Source organism: Halomonas shantousis, from assembly GCF_054654615.1.
On the sequence record NZ_BAAIER010000002.1, the window covers coordinates 2,574,421 to 2,594,431 of the forward strand.

General features: G+C 57.2%; 22 protein-coding genes and 1 tRNA gene. 8 read left to right on the top strand and 15 right to left on the bottom strand.

Going from position 1 to position 20,011, the window contains the following annotated elements; translation table 11 throughout:
* Positions 1-73 precede the first annotated feature (73 nt).
* Complete coding sequence (purH, locus tag ACYQ12_RS12400) at positions 74-1,651, top strand: bifunctional phosphoribosylaminoimidazolecarboxamide formyltransferase/IMP cyclohydrolase (protein ID WP_459872136.1); 1,578 nt, start codon at positions 74-76, stop codon at positions 1,649-1,651.
* 216 nt (positions 1,652-1,867) lie between these two features.
* Here purH and ACYQ12_RS12405 read toward each other — a convergent pair whose 3' ends face one another.
* The 4 genes from ACYQ12_RS12405 to folE form a co-directional block, all read right to left on the bottom strand.
* Complete coding sequence (locus ACYQ12_RS12405; protein WP_459872139.1) at positions 1,868-2,095, bottom strand: DUF2061 domain-containing protein; 228 nt, start codon at positions 2,093-2,095, stop codon at positions 1,868-1,870.
* 151 nt (positions 2,096-2,246) lie between these two features.
* Positions 2,247-3,704, bottom strand: a complete 1,458-nt coding sequence (locus tag ACYQ12_RS12410; RefSeq protein WP_459872142.1) for an NAD-dependent succinate-semialdehyde dehydrogenase — start codon at positions 3,702-3,704, stop codon at positions 2,247-2,249.
* A gap of 131 nt (positions 3,705-3,835) precedes the next feature.
* On the bottom strand, positions 3,836-4,324 hold the full coding sequence (locus ACYQ12_RS12415; protein ID WP_459872145.1) for a DUF4190 domain-containing protein: 489 nt from the start codon (positions 4,322-4,324) through the stop codon (positions 3,836-3,838).
* A gap of 174 nt (positions 4,325-4,498) precedes the next feature.
* Entirely contained in the window at positions 4,499-5,053 is a 555-nt protein-coding gene (gene folE / locus ACYQ12_RS12420) for a GTP cyclohydrolase I FolE (RefSeq protein ID WP_459872147.1), read from the bottom strand.
* Positions 5,054-5,430: 377 nt separating this feature from the next.
* On the opposite strand from folE, the gene ACYQ12_RS12425 reads away from it, so the two are divergent.
* The gene (locus tag ACYQ12_RS12425) at positions 5,431-5,940 is read left to right on the top strand and encodes a hypothetical protein (protein WP_459872149.1); all 510 of its coding nucleotides are present in this window, start codon (positions 5,431-5,433) and stop codon (positions 5,938-5,940) included.
* Between the two features lie 77 nt (positions 5,941-6,017).
* Here the strand turns inward: ACYQ12_RS12425 and ACYQ12_RS12430 are convergent, their stop codons facing one another.
* Both ACYQ12_RS12430 and ACYQ12_RS12435 read right to left on the bottom strand, forming a co-directional pair.
* A complete protein-coding gene (locus ACYQ12_RS12430; RefSeq protein ID WP_459874517.1) occupies positions 6,018-7,013 on the bottom strand; it encodes a serine/threonine protein kinase in 996 nt (331 codons plus the stop codon).
* Between the two features lie 139 nt (positions 7,014-7,152).
* Positions 7,153-7,926 carry a ComFC family protein gene (locus ACYQ12_RS12435; RefSeq protein WP_459872151.1) on the bottom strand — a complete coding sequence of 258 codons (774 nt, stop codon included), beginning with the start codon at positions 7,924-7,926 and terminating at the stop codon, positions 7,153-7,155.
* Positions 7,927-8,099: 173 nt separating this feature from the next.
* Here ACYQ12_RS12435 and ACYQ12_RS12440 point away from each other — a divergent pair.
* Positions 8,100-8,184, top strand: a tRNA-Leu gene (locus tag ACYQ12_RS12440).
* A gap of 235 nt (positions 8,185-8,419) precedes the next feature.
* Positions 8,420-8,671, top strand: coding sequence for a DUF1654 domain-containing protein (locus ACYQ12_RS12445; protein WP_459872153.1), 252 nt, complete (start codon positions 8,420-8,422; stop codon positions 8,669-8,671).
* A 205-nt stretch (positions 8,672-8,876) separates the two neighbouring features.
* Here ACYQ12_RS12445 and ACYQ12_RS12450 read toward each other — a convergent pair whose 3' ends face one another.
* The 9 genes from ACYQ12_RS12450 to csrA all read right to left on the bottom strand — a co-directional run bounded on the left by ACYQ12_RS12450 (position 8,877) and on the right by csrA (position 15,403).
* Entirely contained in the window at positions 8,877-9,215 is a 339-nt protein-coding gene (locus tag ACYQ12_RS12450) for a hypothetical protein (RefSeq protein ID WP_459872155.1), read from the bottom strand.
* A gap of 1 nt (position 9,216) precedes the next feature.
* Positions 9,217-9,552: a hypothetical protein gene (locus ACYQ12_RS12455; RefSeq protein ID WP_459872157.1), complete on the bottom strand. Its 336-nt coding sequence runs from the start codon at positions 9,550-9,552 to the stop codon at positions 9,217-9,219.
* 499 nt (positions 9,553-10,051) lie between these two features.
* The gene (locus tag ACYQ12_RS12460; RefSeq protein ID WP_459872159.1) at positions 10,052-10,375 is read right to left on the bottom strand and encodes a helix-turn-helix domain-containing transcriptional regulator; all 324 of its coding nucleotides are present in this window, start codon (positions 10,373-10,375) and stop codon (positions 10,052-10,054) included.
* Position 10,376: 1 nt separating this feature from the next.
* The gene (locus ACYQ12_RS12465; protein ID WP_459872162.1) at positions 10,377-10,718 is read right to left on the bottom strand and encodes a type II toxin-antitoxin system RelE/ParE family toxin; all 342 of its coding nucleotides are present in this window, start codon (positions 10,716-10,718) and stop codon (positions 10,377-10,379) included.
* Positions 10,719-11,062: 344 nt separating this feature from the next.
* Entirely contained in the window at positions 11,063-12,283 is a 1,221-nt protein-coding gene (locus ACYQ12_RS12470; RefSeq protein WP_459872165.1) for a hypothetical protein, read from the bottom strand.
* On the bottom strand, positions 12,270-13,292 hold the full coding sequence (locus tag ACYQ12_RS12475) for a nucleoid-associated protein (RefSeq protein ID WP_459872168.1): 1,023 nt from the start codon (positions 13,290-13,292) through the stop codon (positions 12,270-12,272). Before ACYQ12_RS12475 ends, ACYQ12_RS12470 begins: the two co-directional genes overlap by 14 nt.
* Positions 13,293-13,481: 189 nt before the next feature.
* On the bottom strand, positions 13,482-13,736 hold the full coding sequence (locus tag ACYQ12_RS12480; protein ID WP_459872171.1) for a hypothetical protein: 255 nt from the start codon (positions 13,734-13,736) through the stop codon (positions 13,482-13,484).
* A 925-nt stretch (positions 13,737-14,661) separates the two neighbouring features.
* The gene (locus ACYQ12_RS12485) at positions 14,662-14,970 is read right to left on the bottom strand and encodes a hypothetical protein (RefSeq protein WP_459872174.1); all 309 of its coding nucleotides are present in this window, start codon (positions 14,968-14,970) and stop codon (positions 14,662-14,664) included.
* Positions 14,971-15,199: 229 nt separating this feature from the next.
* The gene (csrA, locus tag ACYQ12_RS12490) at positions 15,200-15,403 is read right to left on the bottom strand and encodes a carbon storage regulator CsrA (RefSeq protein WP_459872177.1); all 204 of its coding nucleotides are present in this window, start codon (positions 15,401-15,403) and stop codon (positions 15,200-15,202) included.
* Positions 15,404-15,965: 562 nt separating this feature from the next.
* On the opposite strand from csrA, the gene norR reads away from it, so the two are divergent.
* The 4 genes from norR to ACYQ12_RS12510 all read left to right on the top strand — a co-directional run bounded on the left by norR (position 15,966) and on the right by ACYQ12_RS12510 (position 19,885).
* Positions 15,966-17,525 carry a nitric oxide reductase transcriptional regulator NorR gene (norR, locus tag ACYQ12_RS12495; protein ID WP_459872180.1) on the top strand — a complete coding sequence of 520 codons (1,560 nt, stop codon included), beginning with the start codon at positions 15,966-15,968 and terminating at the stop codon, positions 17,523-17,525.
* A gap of 67 nt (positions 17,526-17,592) precedes the next feature.
* Positions 17,593-18,774 carry an alpha/beta fold hydrolase gene (locus ACYQ12_RS12500; protein WP_459872183.1) on the top strand — a complete coding sequence of 394 codons (1,182 nt, stop codon included), beginning with the start codon at positions 17,593-17,595 and terminating at the stop codon, positions 18,772-18,774.
* A 56-nt stretch (positions 18,775-18,830) separates the two neighbouring features.
* A complete protein-coding gene (locus ACYQ12_RS12505) occupies positions 18,831-19,421 on the top strand; it encodes a CAP domain-containing protein (RefSeq protein ID WP_459872186.1) in 591 nt (196 codons plus the stop codon).
* Between the two features lie 320 nt (positions 19,422-19,741).
* A complete protein-coding gene (locus tag ACYQ12_RS12510; protein WP_459872189.1) occupies positions 19,742-19,885 on the top strand; it encodes a hypothetical protein in 144 nt (47 codons plus the stop codon).
* Positions 19,886-20,011: the final 126 nt, after the last annotated feature.

Consider the following 20,011-nt stretch of genomic DNA (forward strand, 5'->3'; position numbering starts at 1 on the left):
ATTGAAGCGTCGCCGGCCGCAGGTCGGCGTTATCGAGCACGAAGCCGTGATACGGCTGGACGAGTGGAGAACCATGGCTGAACAACTTCCAGGGGTACGCCGCGCACTGATCAGCGTGTCCGACAAGGCGGGCATTGTCGACTTTGCACGCGAACTGGCGGCACGCAATGTGGCGCTGTTGTCGACCGGCGGCACCTTCCGTCTGCTCAGGGACGAAGGCATCGAGGTCACCGAAGTCTCGGAGCATACCGGCTTTCCCGAGATCATGGATGGTCGGGTCAAGACACTGCATCCCAAGATCCATGGCGGCATTCTCGGACGTCGCGGGCAGGACGACGAGGTGATGGCCGAGCACGGCATCGATGCCATCGACCTGGTCGTGGTCAATCTCTATCCTTTCGAGCAGACCGTCGCCAGGCCCGACTGCAGCCTCGCGGAGGCGATCGAGAACATCGATATCGGTGGGCCGACCATGGTTCGCGCCTGCGCCAAGAACCATGTCCACACCACCGTTGTTGTCGACGCCGCCGATTACCCGCGCGTGCTCAAGGACATGGCGGCCCACGACGGCGTAGTCAGCCAGGGCACACGCTTCGATCTGGCGGTCAAGGCATTCGAGCACACCGCACGCTACGACGCCGCCATCGCCAATTACCTGGGAGGCCAGGTCGCGGGAGGCGAGGAGGAGTTTCCGCGCACCTACAATGTTCAGTACCACAAGAAGCAGTCCATGCGTTATGGCGAGAACCCGCACCAGCAGGCCGCGTTCTATGTCGAGCAGCACGCCACCGAGGCCAGTGTAGCCACCGCCGAGCAGCGCCAGGGCAAGGCCCTCTCCTTCAATAACGTCGCCGATACCGATGCTGCCTTCGAATGCGTCAAGGCGTTCACCGATACTGCCTGCGTGATCGTCAAGCACGCCAATCCCTGTGGCGCAGCCATCGGCAAGAGCGCGCTTGAGGCCTACGACAAGGCCTTCACGACCGACCCCACCAGCGCCTTCGGCGGCATCATCGCCTTCAACGTGCCGCTGGACGGCGATACCGCTCAAGCAATCATCGAACGCCAGTTCGTCGAGGTGATCATCGCGCCCGGCATCTCCGAGGATGCCGCCGCGATCATCGCCGCCAAACCCAACGTGCGTCTGCTGGATGCCGGTGCTCAATGGCCGGGGACACGCGAGCGCGCCCATGACTTCAAGCGTGTCACCGGCGGCCTGCTGGTGCAGGACCGGGACCTGGGCATGGTCGGGCGGGATGAGCTGCGGATCGTGACCGAGCGGGCTCCCACCGAGCAGGAGTTCCGTGATCTGGCGTTTGCCTGGAAAGTCGCCAAGTATGTCAAGTCCAACGCCATCGTCTATGCCAAGCATGGTCAGACCATCGGTGTCGGCGCGGGGCAGATGAGCCGCGTCTACTCCGCGCGCATCGCCGGCATCAAGGCCGCCGACGAGGGTCTGGAGGTTCCCGGCTCGGTGATGGCCTCGGATGCCTTCTTCCCGTTCCGCGATGGGATCGATGCCGCAGCGGCGGCCGGTATCACCGCGGTGATTCAGCCCGGCGGCTCGATGCGCGATCAGGAGGTAATCAACGCCGCCAACGAGGCCGGTATCGCCATGGTCTTCACCGGCATGCGCCACTTCCGCCACTAGACCGATATTCGCCACCAGGCCAGCCTGCGCTCTGGATGCACGAAGCCCCACCCAGCCTTGAGCATTTCATTTCGAGGCTGGGTGGGGCTTTCTTGTGGCCTTCCTGGAAACAGGATCGAGGCAGGGTACATCCACCTCTTAGAGGGTGCCTATACTCTCCCTTCTTCTTCATCAGCAGCTATCGGGACAAAATGGAACCCTGTATCTCAATCAGGTTCAGGTCTGCTCACGCAGGCGCATGCAGGCCCTCGGTCCCGGGCAGCGACGACAATCATGCCCGGTCAGGCCTCCCCACAATTTCCCGTCCAGATAGAAGGCAGCGGCGTTGCTTACCGGCTGTATCAGCGCAACCAACCCCGCGATCACGACACTCCCGCTCAGCAGCCACGTGACGGTAAAGGCAATCGCGAAGTGAATCACGCCTAACGTTTGTGCCCTGATCATTTTCCGTCTCCGTCACCATGATTTATCAGGTTAGTGGTTCTCAACCCCACCGCCCAATGAATTATAGCAACGGCAAACATTATGGCTAGCTATCGCTCATCGCCCCGAATATCCGGCCTGAGGCAGAGCCGGACATCGGTTCTGGCGAAGCTCAGCCAAGGTCCAGGCACAGGTACTTCGTTTCGAGATACTCCTCGAGCCCGTACTTGGAGCCCTCACGTCCCAGCCCGGAAGCCTTCATGCCACCGAAGGGCGCACTAGCGTTGGAGATCAGGCCAGTATTGATACCGACCATGCCATACTCCAACGCCTCGGCAACGCGCCAGACCCGGCTCAGGTCACGCGCGTAGAAGTAAGCCGCCAGACCGAATTGTGTATCGTTGGCCATGTCCACGGCATCCTCTTCATCATCGAAGGCGAATACCGCTGCCAGCGGCCCGAAGGTTTCCTCATGGGCCACCTTCATGGCGCTGGTGGCATGGCTGATCAGCGTCGGCGTGAAAAAGCGCCCGCCCAAGGGATGGGAATGCCCGCCGAGCAGCAGTTCGGCGCCCTTGTCCACTGCATCCTGAATGTGGTCACTGACCTTGGCCACGACATTGTCATCGACCAGCGGACCGATATTCACGCCCTCCTCCGTTCCCACACCGACGTGCAGCTCCGAGTTCATCGCCACCGCCAGCTTTTCGCTAAAGGCATTGACGACGCGCGACTGCACCAGGAAGCGGTTGGTGCACACGCAAGTCTGTCCGGCGTTGCGGAACTTGGATGCCATGGCGCCTTCCACGGCGGCATCGAGGTCGGCATCCTCGAAAACGATAAAGGGAGCGTTGCCCCCCAGCTCCAGCGAAATTTTCTGAATGTGCTGCGCTGCACCCTGCATCAGCTTGCTGCCGACCTCGGTGGAGCCGGTGAAGGTGATCTTGCGAACCCGCTCGGACTCGGTAAGCGCCGCGGCAATCTCGCCGGCACGCCCCGGGACGACGTTGAACACGCCGCGTGGTACCCCGGCCCGCTCCGCCAGTGCCGCCAGCGCGGTGGCCGAGAAAGGCGTCTGGCTGGCAGGCTTGATCACCATGGTACAGCCGGCAGCCAATGCGGCGGCGGCCTTGCGAGTGATCATCGAGGACGGAAAGTTCCACGGCGTGATCGCCCCGACCACGCCTACCGGCTGCTTTGTCACCAGGATGCGCTGACTGCCCTTGGCAGCCGGAATGATATCGCCATAAACGCGCCGGGCCTCTTCCGCGAACCAGCGCATGAAGCTGGCGGCATAGGCGATCTCGCCGGCGGCCTCCTTGAGCGGCTTGCCCTGCTCGGCGGTCATGATGGCCGCCAGTTCGTCCTGATGCTCGAGCATCAGTTCGTACCAGCGCATCAGAATGTCGGCCCGCTCCAGCGCCGTCGTTGAGCGCCAGGCCGGCAGCGCCGCATCCGCGGCGTCAATGGCGCGCTCCGTCTCGGCACGCCCCAGCTTGGGCATTCGGCCCATGATTTCGCCGGTAGCCGGATTATCGACCTCGATCTGCTCGCCACTGTCCGCTGCTACCCAGTTACCATCGATGTAGGCGAAAGGACGAAACAGGGGGCTGTCTTGCAGAGGAACCATGGCGTTCTCCTTCTTGGGGACGCCCCCAGGACGCTGCCCGGTGGCGTCACGAATGGTGATGCGTAACGCGAATACCCATGATATCCGCATGGCCTGCTACAGAATGACGCCTGTAGTGGCAAGACGCCAGTTTATACGCCCATCATCATGGCCGCCGCTGGCGGCGCCTCGATCAGCATGGCCATGAGAGCGATGATCAGCGCCAGGACAATGGCGCCCCAGCAGAAGGTGCGTCCCTTGTAGCGCTGAGGCGCCTGGCGGATCTGCCGCAGCCCGGCGAGCGCGCATATCGCGGCGACAATTTCGACGAATGGCGCCAAGCGGTCGAAGAACAGACCGAGAATCGCCACCACGACCGCAACGATCGCCCAGTGAGAGTAGGCTTTGGCGATGACATCTCCCGACGCGCTGCGAGCATGCGCCGCCTCGCGCTGCGCGACAGGGGCATTGAATACATGCAAGGCTTGCCCGTCGCGCACGTCGAAACGCACGGCAACGCCGGGAGCCGGCAGACCACGCCCTTTCCAACGGCCCAGCGGGAAGCTGTACGTCTTGCCGTCGGAAGCACGGATCATGCCCGTCTGGGTTTCATCGTCGAAGGACACCAGTTCGCCGTTCAATCTGCCGCTCCTGTCGAGGTTGTCTTGCGCCGGATGCTACGCGTGCGCGCCAGGGCGAACAAACCCCATCCGCGCTGTCATGATGCGGATCAAGTTCGCTTCGCGACGCACACTACCTGGCTTGGCGATTGCGCATGCCCTTGCCATGGAAATCAGGGAGAGCCTGAAGGCGGGTCAGCTGCGGATCAGATTCAGGAACTCCTGACGCGTCGGCTGGTTGTCGCGGAAGGACCCGAGCATGACCGAAGTCGTCATGCTGGAGTTCTGTTTCTCCACCCCCCGCATCATCATGCACATGTGCTTGGCCTCGATCACCACCGCGGCCCCACGGGCCCCGGTCACCTGGATCACGGCCTCGGCGATTTCGCGGGTCAAGTTTTCCTGGATCTGCATGCGTCGCGCATACATGTCGACGATACGCGCGAACTTGGACAAGCCCAGCACCTTGCCCCGGGGCAGGTAACCGATGTGGCACTTGCCGATGAAGGGCAGCAGGTGGTGTTCGCACATGGAATACAGCTCTATGTCCTTGATCAGCACCATTTCATCGGTCTCGGAGGCGAACACCGCCCCATTGACGAGCTCTTCCAGCGTCTGCGTGTACCCTCGGGTGAGAAACTGCATGGCCTTGGCTGCCCGCTTCGGCGTATCACGCAGCCCCTCCCGCTCGGGATCTTCTCCGAGCCCCGCAATGATCTCGCGATAATGGTTGGCCAGTTCTTCGGTCATGGGTGTGCCTATGTCTGCTTCCGCGCTCAGGGGTTCGTGGAGGTAACGGCTTGCCCCGTCGACCGGAGAAGCCGTCCCATGCCAGGGAGCGTATTCTACCCCAGACCGGCACCGGGGCGGACCCCCGGCCGCATCTTCGTCGACAGGACCGCGTGTGATAACATTTCCGGCGGAACGTGCCTTCGCGCGGCATGCCTGACGGGCAGGCGGCGCCATCGGTCGCGTGCCGACGATACTGTGGGAGGGTGAACGTATCCAGAGGTCGTCTCACCCTATGTGACAGGACAAGACGCCGAGATTACGCCGATATGATGAAGAGAATCGCTTGTGCCTTGCTGGCAGGGTTTGCCATACCAGCCTTCGCCGCGGACGCGACCATGAGCCTGCCCGCTGACGCCCGTATCGATGTGCAGTCCATCGATACCGTGACGCTGACGTCCGATGATGCGCAAAAGACCAATGTACTGCTGCGTCCGGTAACGCGGGAAGGGGCCGAGCATTCGCTGCCTGACTATTGCCTGATCATGGCCAACGCCAGCCTCGACGGTGACAGGATGCGTGTGATATCTCACGCGGCCACCTGTATCGACGCTCAAACGGATGAACCCGACATCTTCAGCGGCCATCTGCAGGCCTCCGGAATGGAGCGCGACGGCAGCTACGGGCTGAATGTCTGCGAGAACCAGCGCGAAGAGACCTGCCAGCGTGCCGTTCTGACACCGGACCACCATTTCCAGCTCGTGATCAACGAGGATACCGAGATCCCGGCTCTCGAGAATCCTTCCAAGCAGATCAATGAAATGCGCCGTCATGCCGAAGGCGAAGGCAACGCCAATCCACTGCCTGCCGAGCGCCCCGAACCTGCCGAGGCGCCGAACGCCGACTGAGGCCCATTGCGCCACGCCCTTCGCACCGATCCTGCGGCGAAGGGCATTCCCCTGTCGTCTTGCCCGCTCCGCTGTTCTTACCGTTCGAAGTCCGCCAGCCAACGTGGCGATTCGAGTGCCAGCCGCTGCTGTTCCAGCGTACGAATATGCTGGTCCCAATAGTCCTCGCCGGCCACCCAAGGAAAAGCGCGGGGAAAGGCAGGATCTTCCCAGCGATGGATCAGCCAGGCGCTATGACGCATCAGGCGCAACGTGCGAAGTGCTTCTATCCACTGCAGTTGACGGCGATCGAAATCGCAGTACTGCTCATACCCCTCGATGACTTCCGACAGTTGCATCTGCCACTCCTGCTCATTCTGAGCCGTCAGCAGCATCCAGAGGTCCTGTACCGCTGGCGCCATGCAGCAGTCATCGAAATCCACCAGGGTGAAACTTTCGTCTCGGCCCAGGATGTTGCCAAGATGGCAGTCGCCATGTACCCGCTGCAAGGCCGATGCCGGCCACGTATGGCTTGCCAGCAGCGTCTGCAGCGCATCGCTGATACGCTCGTACGCCTGCCGCTGCCGGCGATTGAGCCAGGAGCCGCTAATCACCCGGGCCCGGCTCTGCTCGGCCAGTTCAGCCGGTTCGAGGGTGAGTCGCCGGGAAAAGGGGCGCTGCCGGGCAACGGCATGCATCCTGCCAATGAGTTCGCCGAGGGCGAAGAGATGTGCCGGATTCTCGAGCTCAGGCGCTTGTCCGCTTACATGCGGGAACAGCGCAAAGCGAAACCCGAAAGCCTGATGGAGGCTCTCCCCCGAAGCGTCACGCCAGGGCGGCGCGACCGCAACGCCGGCATCAGCCAGCTCGACCAGGAAAGCGTGCTCCTCACGGATCTGAGCGTCGCTCCAGCGCTCCGGACGATAGAACTTGGCCACCCAGCGTCGCTGCTCGTCATCATGAAGATGGAAGACACGATTTTCGTAACTGTTCAGCGCAAAGGGTTCGCCAGGCAGCCAGAACCCCAGCGACTCGATAGCCGCCACGATACGGGCCGGTGTCAGACTCTCGAACGGATGCGATGTTGAAGCCATGAATGTCCTGTTGGGATCCCAAGAGAGGTTGATGCTGCTGCTCGACAGGTTGTCCGAGCGAATCCGAGTGACGTTATCGACGAGCGCTTGCGTCACTCTTGTCTCGTCATTCCCGTCTCGTCACTTGATTTACCACCGGTCACCTGTGCAGTGCCGGCGTCCTGGTTACCGCCCACGCTTCGATGCGCTCCGCACCGGCAGCACGGCAAGCCTTGGCCAGCGCACCCAATGTCGCGCCAGTGGTCATGACATCATCCAGTAATGCGACATGTACCGGTAGCGATTTCGTCATCACGAAGGCCTCACGCAGGTTGCGCTGGCGTTCACGGCGGTTCAACCCTCGCTGGGGCCCGGTCAGGCGCACGCGGCGGGCAGCGATGAGCGGAATGTCCAGCGCTGTCCCTATGCGTTGCGCCAGCCAACGGGTCTGATCGAATCCGCGCTCTCGGGCACGCGCGGCATGCAGCGGCACTGCAATCAGCGCCTGGGGCCTGGACTTGTCGCTGCGCTCAAGACACGCCTGAACGAAAAGCCGCGCCATGATCTCGCCGGCGCGCGGCTGAGCCATGAACTTGAAGCGATGCGTCAACGCCGCAACGTACCCTTCGTAACGCAAGGGGGCGAATGTTGTATCGAACAGCGGCGAATGCCGCAGGCAGCGGCCACATAACAGCCCCGATGAGTGGGATAGCTCGGCAGGCGCCGGCAGCGGCTCGGCGCAGCGCATGCAGGCATGGCGGTTCCAAGGCAGCTCGAGGGCACATGCCGTGCACCAGGGCAGTTCGCCTTGAGTGTCGCCAAGACAGAAACAGCAGTGTCCCGGCAATGCTGTCTGCAGCCCCCGATCCACTTGCGCCAGAGCTACGGCGGGGAGCCGCCGACATCGTGTCAGCACGCTGAAAAGGTTCGTCATGCGCCTCCCCCGCCCTCCTGACCGGTATATACGTGACTCTCCAATGGCTCCAGCCTACCAGAATGGTACCTACCGAACCCAGACAAGCATGCAGAGTTCTCGTTCAAGAACGCAGCACATCGTTGACTTCACAAGGGCCATCGGTAGAATATGCGCGTCGCAACACGACTACTGCGGATGTGGTGGAATTGGTAGACACGCTGGATTTAGGTTCCAGTGCCTCACGGCGTGGGAGTTCGAGTCTCCCCATCCGCACCACAAAAGCCTTTATAAACAGTGAGTTATAGATGGAGGATGATCGAAAACCCGCTCTATATCGTCTGTTTTCGGCTCACATGGTCAGTTTTTTGGTCAGCTTTTCCCGACGCAATTCTCGCTACGCCTCGCTAACCAGCGGGGCGTTTTCGTTTGCCAGCAAAACGGAAGTCAAAGGGTTGCCGCCTCCTCTGTATTCCGCCGATACTGTACACGCATACAGCATCATGAGGCATCAATGGCTAAGAAGCATAAGGCACCGAAGCCCCCGTCCAGCTACGAACTGCTGGGCCAACGGATCCAGAAGCTCATCACCTCCCCGAGAGCTCAGCGAGACAAGCATCTGGTTATCTCTCGTCTCGAGGAGGAGTCTGCCGATGACTGGGCACGGCTCCTCGAGGAATTCGAGACGGTCGAAGAGCTGACAATGATTCCGCATGAAGATGGCAGCGTCACCCTGCGCTGGAATCCGGCAGAGGCGATGGGCTGAATGGCCCATCCATGGGCGGCGCCGTCCCTGAGCTCTGAGTAAACCCCGGAGCGCAGCATGAGCGCCATCAAACAAACGTCGCGGCCAGACACAAAAAAACCGGCCCCACGTGGGGCCGGCGGTCAGGTGCAAACATGGGGCACGAGCCCCAGCAGCTGGATTGTGAGCTTGAGGCCAAGGCTTTGTTGCACTGGCTATTGCTGGCTTACTCAAAGCTAAAAGTGCTCCGATTACTGCCAGCAGCTACTTCCATATCTATGCATCCACTCAACGTCGAGTAGCTCTCCCCGCCGAAGCTTGCGACTTCCGTACAGTGTGCCTGAGTCGTCGCAGGCACGCTGCTCCAGGTCGCTTTGAGGTTGTGGTATGCCGCCTGCTCCATATCGATGCATCCGTTGAAAACCATGTTGCTCCCACCACCGAACTCGGCAACCTCTTGGCAATGACTTTCAACATCGAAGCGGGGCAGATCTCTTGCCAATGCATTTCCGGCGAAGGCAACTGCCACCAGGATCGCTACGGCCAATACGCCTTTCGTTTTCATCTCAGGCCGCCTTCGGACGGGTGAAGAGGACAAAAAGGCCCAGAATGACATCCATCAGAGCCCAGAAAATAACGAGCATGCCGATACCGAGCGTCCCACCTATCGCGGTGCCACTCTGCTCGTACTCGTTGGTTGTGGAATTCATCATGTCGCCGATGTCAGCCATGTAGCTGAATAGCCAGATGACCATCAAGATATTAAAGAGAATGAAGCTCCACTTGCAGAGCTTGCCAAAAAGCCCTCGCTTTGGCTTACGAAGCTGCACACCGCATTGGCTGCATTTAAGCGCTGAATCGCTGACTTGATGGCTACATTCTGGACACGCGACTAAGGCCATGTTGCCCCCTTGTTACCCTTGCTGATAGAAAAATATTGTTACCCGCTGATACAGGATAACAAAATATTCACTACCAACTAGAATCATTAGGGCAATTCAGCCTGCACACTGCAGCTGGGCGGCTCACCAGGTAACGCTTTCCAGCGTCTCCCTATCGCCGGCCTTGCGGACCATCTCTATCCGGTCCTTGAGGTCCCACGCCTTGGCATACTGCGCACTAATGTGTAGCTGGGCCGCCTGGCCGAGCTTGAGCTGCCCCTAGCCTACGAACGGCCAAATATCCTACCCGAGTCATCACTGCAAGTTGCCAGATCAAGCCCGAGATTGACGACACGCCCTGGCTAGTGACCGAGGTAGAGCACTCGCTCAACGGTAGCGGCTTCGGCGCTCGGATAAGGTGCGAGGTGAAGGGCACAACAGAGGAAGGGAGTGGCTAGATTTGAAATTGGCGGGGAATCCTCCCCGCCGAGTGCGCTACTTTTCGCGAGCAGCGTCATGGTCACGCCGCGCTGACGGTATGCACCTCGAGATTGACCTTCAATGCCTTGCGAACTGCGCCAATGATAGCGGCCAAGTTATCCATGCCCGGGTTGCCTGACGGGGAGAGCATACGATGCAGACTCTTGCTGGGCTTGCCAGTATCCTCGGCCAATGCTTCGAATCCCACGGTCGCGTTGACTAGGTCGCGGAGCATCAGGCGTGCAGTGTCGGGCTCGCCATTGAGAAACAGGGTGACAGCCTCGTCCAGCATGGCTTTCGCGAACGCTGGATCGCGCTCGACGCGTGCGGCGATTGTCGCCTTGAAATCACGGGTCAGTGCCATCTCACTTCCCTCCCTTCTTTGCCTGGCTTTTGCGCCGCTTGTACTCGTCGCGCAGCGCCTTGGCATTGTCGATATCGGCCTGCTGGCGTTTCTTAATGCCACCACCGAACAGAACGATCAGTTGCTCACCATCGCGAGCCAGATAGATGCGATACCCCGGCCCCCAGTCGATGCGGTACTCACCGATCCCCTCGAACCATTTGATGCTCGACGTGTTGCCCATCGACATGCGGTACTCGGCGGTGGCCACCTTTGCCGCCGCCTGGGCATCGAGTCCCTCAAACCACTCCTGGTAGGGGCTGGAGCCATCATCGCGTAGAAATTCTCGGAGCTCGATCTTCATGGTAGATATAGTAACTTATAAGTTACCAACCAGCAAGGCGGCGCAGGTAGCGCTACACCCGCCGCGACGGTAGCTCCCATGACAGTGCATTCAGCGCGGCCTGGTTGAGTTTGAGCTGACCATGGCCTACGGGCGCCCCGATATCCTGCCCGAGTCACCGCTACGCGTGAGCGGCTTCAAACCCGACATCGACGGCACGCCCTGGCTGGTTACCGAGGTCGAGCATTCGCTCAGCGACAGCGGGTTTGAAACCCGGATGCGGTGTGAGGTAATAGGAAACTAGAATCGTAGCAATTAGTTCAGCTAACAACTAAACCGACACGAAGCGTATATAAGAAAAGGGCTTAACTCTTCTTCCTTCCCTTCAACTCTGAAAAATCACTCAACATAAGGGATACGCCGAAGGGAAGTATAGTAAGCAGTATCCCTGAAATAGTGGCATAGCCAATTGATAAGCTTGAATACCACACCAACATTCCAGTAGTGAATCCAAGCACTGCTCCAACCAACCCACGAATAAACCAGAGGAGGCGGCACTGGTGAGTGAAGCGATCGGCCAAGTTTATGTAAACACCTTCAAATTTTTTATACACCAGAGTATAGCGATCCTCAAAAATATCTTTTTGAAGATCGATTTCATTCTTTATTGCTTGCAATGTATTTCTTTGGTTTCTAATAAGAAGCTCCATTAGAGCGAAGAACAATACAGCTCCTAGCCATATTGCCACATTACTTATTTGCAACTCCGCAGTACCCCCCTTTTTCATCTGGCTACCCACAAGCAGGAGTGCTGCGGGAACTGCCAAGAGCTGGTTCTGCACATCAGAAAATACTTTATTAAGTCTTGTCGTAAACTCAAGCTTATCCCGCTCAACTTCTGATCTTATTTTATCGAAAGAAAAGTCCGCAACAAAAAGATCATAACCATGAATTGCACGAGAAATTATTTCTTTTAAGTCTACTATTACCCTACCAAGTTCGACTCTTTTTTTCCCAGCATAGAATTCTGAAAGCACCGCCTTAAATATTTCAATCTTCTTATCACGATGTGAATCAGAATTCAAAAATTCTTCAAGCTTATCTAGCGAGGGTAGCGCCTGCATATCAGAAGGACTGTAATCACTACCTATGATTAATTTTTCTTTATGGAACATAATTAGGCTTAAGTTATTGCCTTTAGTTTCTATATGTTCCGCAACCTCCTTCAATATTGATAGAAGCTTAAAAATTCTCGTCAAGGCCTCTTGTAGTTCATGCGGAGGCTCGTCTGTGCTGCACCAATCCTGGGCGGCAACGTAAAATAATGACAGGGGCTTTATCCGCCGCTCTGGCTTTAACAAAAAATCATCTGCATCCCAAAAAAAATTAGTGATTTTATGGAAGACAAGAACGTTATCGCCACCATCAACACGAGATATTATCCCCTGATCTAGAAGCTCTTGATAGGGTTCTAGCTTCACGCCTGGCTTAAGCTGCAACTCAACTTTATTGCCAGCGAGCTCGTCCCGAACAGTACTCTCGCGGAATAGCTTAACCGCAAGCGTAAGATTTTTATTCGGGGTCATAGCCTTTCGCTCTGAGGATATCGTCTTTCAAAGACTGAGGGATATTTTTTATATAAAGCATATCATTATCTTCATCATAGTCAACGATATCATTCATAACATCTTGAGCCTCAAACCGAACCGAGACCGTTCCAAACTTTCTTCTTATGACCTTAAGTTTAGCATAAACCTTTTTAGCTGGAGAAAATGTGTCACTGACTGGGATGCCCTCTAGCTTAATATGATTATAAAAATCATCCGGGTCAGTATCATTTATCTGGCCTGAAAGAGATTTAAGATGAACCACCTTATCTTCTGAGTTGTACTTTTCGTCAAAGTAAGCATACAAAGCGCTTCTAGCAGCTTGCGCCCTGTCCCCCTCCCACCCTTTAGCTTTGCAGTAACTTTCAAGTGCCGCCACAGCTTGCGCTGTATTGTGATGAGAGTCAGTGTATTCCGTACAGCCTAGGGCAAGCCGGAAATATTTCGTTACTTCATCTTTGCTACTGCTCTTCTTTATGAATGAAAGGTATGGCTGTTCATCATTTACCCACTTACTTAAGTCAATCCTTGCTGCTTCATGCAAATTATTAATGTCAAAGGAGAGGTTTTCTTGCAATTCAAGCGTTTGAGGATCTACTCCCGTGCTAGATTTTAGCTTTAGCATTACCACGAGTAGCCAATCACGACCTTGATTCGTGTATCTTATGAACAACACATACCCCCCTGTAGAAAGGGGAGAGTCTTTCATTTTTGCAGCTATTAACCGAGCAGCCGAGATGGAAAAATCGATAAGATCAACCTGCCCGTTGAAATATTCGTCCAGTCGCGTAGAAAAAGTATAGGTCTGCTGATCAGGATCAAATGTGCCATAGCTATCGGACTGACGTGCATATTCTCTGAGAACCCCTTCGCCCAAGTTCTCCATCCTTCCGTCAATGTCGGAAAGTTTGTGCCGGAAATTCTCAGTAACTACGCTAGCTTTAGCTTCTTTCTTTAGCCCGTGAATGATGGCTTCTTGAATATGCATGATTTTCCTTTCTTGTTCGTCCGCGACTCACTGTGTATAGCCATTGTCTCAGGGAGGTAACCGATCACCGTTAATGCATCACCGCATACATTTGAATTGCCGTGCACTCGCTGACCTTCTCGCAGGTCCCAACCAGGTCATCCGTCTCGTCATACGTCCAGAGCTCCACGCCTTTGAAGGCATGACTATTCAGCACGATGACCTTGTCCAGGCCAGAAAGGCTGGAAGGCTGGAAGGCTGGTTGCATAGCGCCGGGATGATCTCAGTGAAAGGCGCATCGTGGGGTGTGACACGCTGGGCGGTGGTGACAATAGTTGCCTCACGTCCATCGCGCTGGATCTCGGCACCGGCATCGATGCCCTTGACGATCGATGCCAACTCGTCGGCCATGGCGGGCGCAGCAGCGCACAACAGTGCGGCGGCTGCCAGCAGCTTGAATTTCATTTTGTCCCCTGCATTCGGCCGCTCTGCGGCTCTCTGTAGTTAGCTGCGATTCCTCAACCGCATCGCCTGTCGGCGCAGCGCTCGTTCGCTGTTCATCCGAACCGGCCCGGTAGTTCTCGATCAACACATCCTCGTCCCGATCCAGCATCCCCTGCCCGGTCAGCAGGTAAGCCACGTCGACTCCAGCCATCGCCAGCGCGGCCAGCTCCTCTGCCTCGGGCCCGCTTTCGGTACCGCCCTCCTCGAGAAGACAAAGCCTGCCGATCGATAACCCCGTTTGTGTTGCCAAGCCCTCAACTGTCAGCTCGAGGCGCTCACGCTCCTGGTTAAGTCGCGCACCGAGTTCCTGCGTAAATCCAGCCACGCCATCCCCGCATCAATTCCTTGTGTGGCTTTTCTGCGCTTCTAAAAACCAGGTTTCTAACCCTTCAACCGACACGAACTAGCACTCTTTGGGTGTCGCCATCCCTCGCCCTGTTTTGTGTCGCCTGCCGTAACTCTCTATCGCACTTGACTAAATTCCGATTGTTACAGAAATAGCATGATGTGTTGTCGGGCTATTACTGCATCTTACCCTGCAACACTAACGAACACGAATTAGACGAACCGCCCCCCTACTCGGAAGCGGTTTTCCCGTTGTCCTGGGCAGACGATGCCGACGCGAATGCCTTGCCCACCTCGTCCAGGCTCGCGCGGCGTTCCGGCGAATGCCTAAAGATAATTGCGGCTGGTCTCGACAACACCGGCCCGCGCCCGCAGCCGTTCAACCTGATGCGCTCCATGAAGTGGGATGGCCCACGCCTGACGGAGGGAATCGGGCTCTGCTGGGAGGATGTCGAAGACCTCGACACGGGCGTCATCCGCTATCAGCGGGCCTACGTAGAGAGCGCAACTGGAAGGTGACCAAGACCAACGCCGGTATCGGCTACTGAAGCCAGCACATGAAGCGCTGAAGGCGCAATGAAAGTTGACTAGCCACCTGACTCCGGTCGAGATCACCGATCGAGACGACCGAACCATTCGCGATCAGAAGGTACGGCCCGTGTTCCTGAACAACGAAAAGGGGCCATTCGCGGGTGACCAGGCGATCCGCGAGGAATTTTGGCGCGTCCACCTCAAGGAAGCGGGGGTTCGGTACCAAGGCCCCAACAATGCCCGCTATACCTTCATCAGCCAGATGCTTTCCACCGGTGTCGTGCCGATCCAATGGATCGCCGCTCATTGCCGCAGCCATGCTGGCGGTCCTGCCGCTATGCCTGTTCCCCTCGCGGTCCCTCGGTTTATGGAGTGGTTGGAGCAATCCTTCCGAGCAAGGCAGCCATAAAGTATTTACCCGAGACCAGAGGGTGGCGATGCACTCTGCCAGTCAGTCTCATCAGGCATACCATCCGTACTAGCCGTACGCGCCGAGAAGCGCCGTGACAGCATGGTTGCCTGTTGAGAACAGGTGTGACTTATATTCATCATGGCAGTATTTCGACTCGTTCCTGCTCCTCTTCGGAGTCCTGCTTCTGGATGCGATGATAGATTTCTTCACGATGCACGGACACGTTCTTCGGTGCATTGATGCCAATCCGAACCTGATTGCCTTTTACTCCCAGCACGGTCACCGCTATTTCATCGCCAACCATTAATGTTTCACCGACACGGCGGGTCAAGATAAGCATTGATTCTCCCTATAATAATAAAACAAGAAACGAGACCCCCGTGGATCCCTTACTTCCATGCGAAAAACTCCCCTGCAGCAGTGCCATGCAGGCTTACCCGAATTTCCATAAGGAAATCGTGCACTTCAAGAACCACGCTTACCAGACGACGTAGTTAAACAGCCGGACATGAAGCACGCCTAAGAGACTCGAACGGAAGCGTTCGATGTTGCAGAAGGATGCCGGGTTGAGAGTCTATTAAAATGCGATTACCGGCAAAACAATACAGCCGGGAATATCCCGACAGCGTCCGGTTCCATGATTATGCGCCCGCCTCCATCCCTAGCTGCCAGCACTCCAATTCTTGGCAGAAATTCATTCGTCGTAATGCTGACAATACCGCTTTACTAGCAATTTATATGCCACTCGTTTAATTCCTGATTAAAATAGCCATCCCGCAGTGGCATGGCGCCAATTCAAGAGACATCAAAGAGATTAAGCGGCAATTTAGGTTGTCCTAGGGGCAGGGTGAATGAAAAAATGACAGTGGCAAATTGATACTGCATAGTCAAAAAGACATTAAATGACCTCTTTCCTACAGATATTGCGAGACTTGCTCGCCCGGCTGAGCGAAGGCCACCCCACTGAGACGTTGCACAAGTCCTGGGCCCAGTTGTTCAGGGCGTTAGTGGGTTCGTACCCTGCCGACGCAAGCGCTCTGTTGGTCGCCAGTGAAGATGGCCTTCGGCCAGTCGCCACACTCGGCCTGCCTGAAGACGTCTGGGGCCGCTGCTTCACTCTGGAGGCTCATCCCCGCCTGGCGGCGATTGCTGCACATCCGGGTGTTTGTCGTTTCGAGTCGGACGGCTCCCCGTCTGATCCCTTCGATGGGCTGATCGATGAAGAGCTGGCCAGAGTGCAGGATTGTCTGGGCGTGGCTCTACGCGACGGTGACCGGCTCATTGGCATGTTGACCCTGAATGCTCTGAAGCCCGGCCAACTCGGCGGGCTCGATGAGCAGGAGTTGTACACGGTAGCCACATTGCTGGGCTCCTGTCTGCGTCTGGCTCGCCAGGTCAGGGTGACCCGCTCGCGCTTCAGTGAAGCCTTGGATATCGAGTACTCTCAATCGCCCCCTTTGCATTGGCATAGCCCTGCGATGCGCCGGCTCGATGAGGCCGTAAAGCTGGTCGCGCCCACGGACATGAACGTTTTGCTGCACGGCGAAACCGGCGTCGGCAAGGAGCGGATCGTGCGTCAGTTGCACATGTCGTCATCGCGTCACCAACGTCGGCTAATCCGGGTCAATTGTGCCGCGCTGCCGGAACATCTGATCGAGAGCGAGCTTTTCGGCCACTGTCGCGGCGCCTTCTCCGGCGCTATCAAGGATCATCGCGGTCACTTTGCCGTAGCCGATGGCGGGTCACTGATGCTCGATGAGATCGGTGAACTGCCCTTGGCCCTGCAGCCCAAACTGTTACGCGTGCTTCAGGAAGGTGAAATCCAGCCTCTGGGAAGTGAGCGCCCCCAACGGATAGATGTGCGAATCATCGCCGTCACCAACCGAGACCTGGCCGCGGAGGTGGCGGCCGGAAGATTTCGCGAGGATCTTTATCACCGGTTGAGCGCTTTTCCCCTGCAAGTGCCGGCCCTGCGCGACCGCCGCGAGGACATTCCGCTGTTGGCCGGCAGCTTCCTCGAGGAGAATCGCATACGCCTGGGACTGACCAATCTGCGTCTGGCCGAGGATGCCGAACTGGCCCTTCAGGGTTGGCACTGGCCCGGTAATGTCCGAGAACTCGAGCACACGCTGAGCCGGGCCGCACTGCGGGCACTTGGCGATATCATCCAGGAAAGCATGTCCGAAGAGAGCCGTCATCAGCTTACGGCACGCATTACACGCCATCATCTGGATCTGCCTGATGGATCGCTCGCCCCCGAGAGCATCATGGAACCGGCCACTTCCTCTCTGGCGCCCCCTCGGGACTGGATGGCCCTGCGAGAAGCCACCGAACATTTCCAGCGCCAGTATATTCAGCAGGCCCTGAATAGCCATGGAAACAACTGGGCGGCGACGGCCCGCGCATTGATGACAGACAGTGGCAATCTACATCGCCTGGGAAGACGCCTGGGATTGAAATGATTTCATCGTCAGGCTGGCCAAGCTGCGCAGCCCCGGCTCGCCAGGCACCAACCGAAAGGAATTCCATGTGCAAGAGGAAGTAAAGAAGAACATTCTTTTGAGAAACAACGTGAAGGTTACCGGCCACGGTACCCAAGCGATGATATTTGCAGCCGGATTTGGCTGCGACCAGAACATGTGGCGGTTTGTGTCGCCGGCTTTTACCGATGATTACCGTGTCGTCCTTTTCGACTATGTCGGTGCCGGAGCATCCGATACCCAGGCTTATGATGCGCAAAGATACAGCGAGCTTCATGGGTATGCTCAGGATGTCATCGATGTCATCGCGGCACTGGAAGTGAAGAAGGTGGTATTCGTAGGGCACTCCGTCGGCTGCATCATCGGCTTGCTTGCCTCGATCCGCCACCCCGATCTCTTTGACCGACTCGTGATGATCGGCCCCTCCCCCTGTTACTTGAATGATCCACTTGGCTATACAGGCGGGTTCGAGCGGGAAGCTCTGGAAGGATTGCTGGAGATGATGGACAGGAACAATATCGAGTGGGCCAGCTTCCTGGCGCCTGTCATCATGCAGAACAATGACCGACCGGAACTGACAGAGGAATTGAAGGAGAGCTTCTGCTCCACGGATCCGGCTATCGCCCGCAACTTTGCCAAAGTCACCTTCTTCTCGGATAACCGCGAGGACCTGCCCAGGGCGCCTGTCCCCGCCTTGGTGCTACAGGCATCGGACGATGCTATCGCCCCGGTTGCGGTAGGGGAATATATACACCGTCATATGCCCCAGAGTACCTATAAACTCCTGAAAGCTACCGGACATTGTCCGCACATGAGCCACCCCGGAGAGATCGTCAGGTCCATCAGGGAATATCTCCCAAGCGGACATGCCTTGAGCGCCAAGGAGCCGGCCATGCAGGTACATCAGCTTCCATGCGGCTTCCTGTCATTTACTCTGGAAGGCAATATCTCCATCGTGAATGACAAATTGCAGAGCTGGCTTGGGTATCGCCTCGAAACCCTTCAGGGCAAGCCCGTTGACGCCATCTTGACGGCATCGAGCATTCTCTTTTACCAGATGTACTTCTTTCCGATGATACGTCTGCATGGCAGGGCCGAAGACATTCATCTCAGCTTGCTCGCCAGTGACGGCAGCGAGATCCCGGTACGCGTTAACGGGGCATGCCATAACGTGGAAGGAAGTCTTGTCATCGAATGCCTAATCCTGAAAGACGAGCCATTACAGTCCTGAAGACAATCCCTGTCAGCGTTATGCGCTGTAGCAACATATCTGCAAGAGGATTTACGATGATCGCCGCCGTATCGCGTTGCATGCACACGCTGGCAGCGCTGGCCGTTCTCGGCTCAGCTCTGGGTGCTGCCCAGGCCGCTCCGACACCTTCCAAGGCCGAACAAGGATCGACCTCGTCCGTTGCAGGGAGTACCGGCAATGGCCATGAGGGCGGCAGTTGCCCGTTGAACGACATGGAGCGCGAGTTGCTCGAGCGCGTCAACGAAGCGAGGGGGCAGGCCCGCCAGTGCGGCGACGAGAAATTCGAGGCAGTGAGGCCGCTGGATTGGAACTGCCGGCTCGAAGCTGCTGCCGAGGTTCACTCAAAAGACATGGCGGCAAACGAGTATTTCGACCATGCCAGTCCCGAGGGCGTGCAGATCGGTGAGCGGGTGAAGAACCAAGGCTACGACTGGATGGCGGTGGGTGAGAACATTGCCGTCGGGCAGGACTCTGTCGCTGCCGTTGTCGATGGCTGGCTCGCGAGTCCGGGGCACTGCGCCAACATCATGAATGACACGTTCACCGAGATGGGCGTGGCAAAGGCCGAGAATGTCGGGAAGATGTACTCTCCCTACTGGACCCAGGTCTTCGCTCGGCCTCGCTAACAGCATGCAACCTGCTCTCGGGCCACACTATGGGTGGCGGTCGCTTCTGCATCGACTCGCTTGGCCGCTGCCAGGGAGTGATCTAACCTCGAAGAAAGGCCACTGCGTGGAGGAGAAAGGCAGGCAGAGGACACGATGTCTATGTAACCGAGAGGGAAACGGCATGTCGCGATCTCGACAATGAAGCCCCCGGCATGGCCGATCAGCACCCGGCAACCTAGACTGAGAGACCGAGACACCTGTTTTCGTATAGAGTCCACGTTGATTCTCTGCCGACTGTCCTAACGCTGAATGAGGACACCAGAGACAAGGAGGTAACGATGAAGCGCGCGATTGGGATGGCAGTAGCCAATTGGTTGAGAAAGCCCGAGAACCGGCAGAAAGCCAAGCGTACAGCGCAGAAACTGTGGAACAAGCGCCAGGGCCGTAAAGGTTCGTGGGATAACAATGGTCCACAACAGTAACGTTAAGATTACTTTGCCTATTGATTTTTATAGCATTTCAGCTTGACGAAGCGAAGCGAAACGCCTAGATTCGCATTTACGGTAAGCAGCGGCCAGGGACGGTTGCCAGTTCAAGGTTGTGCGCGG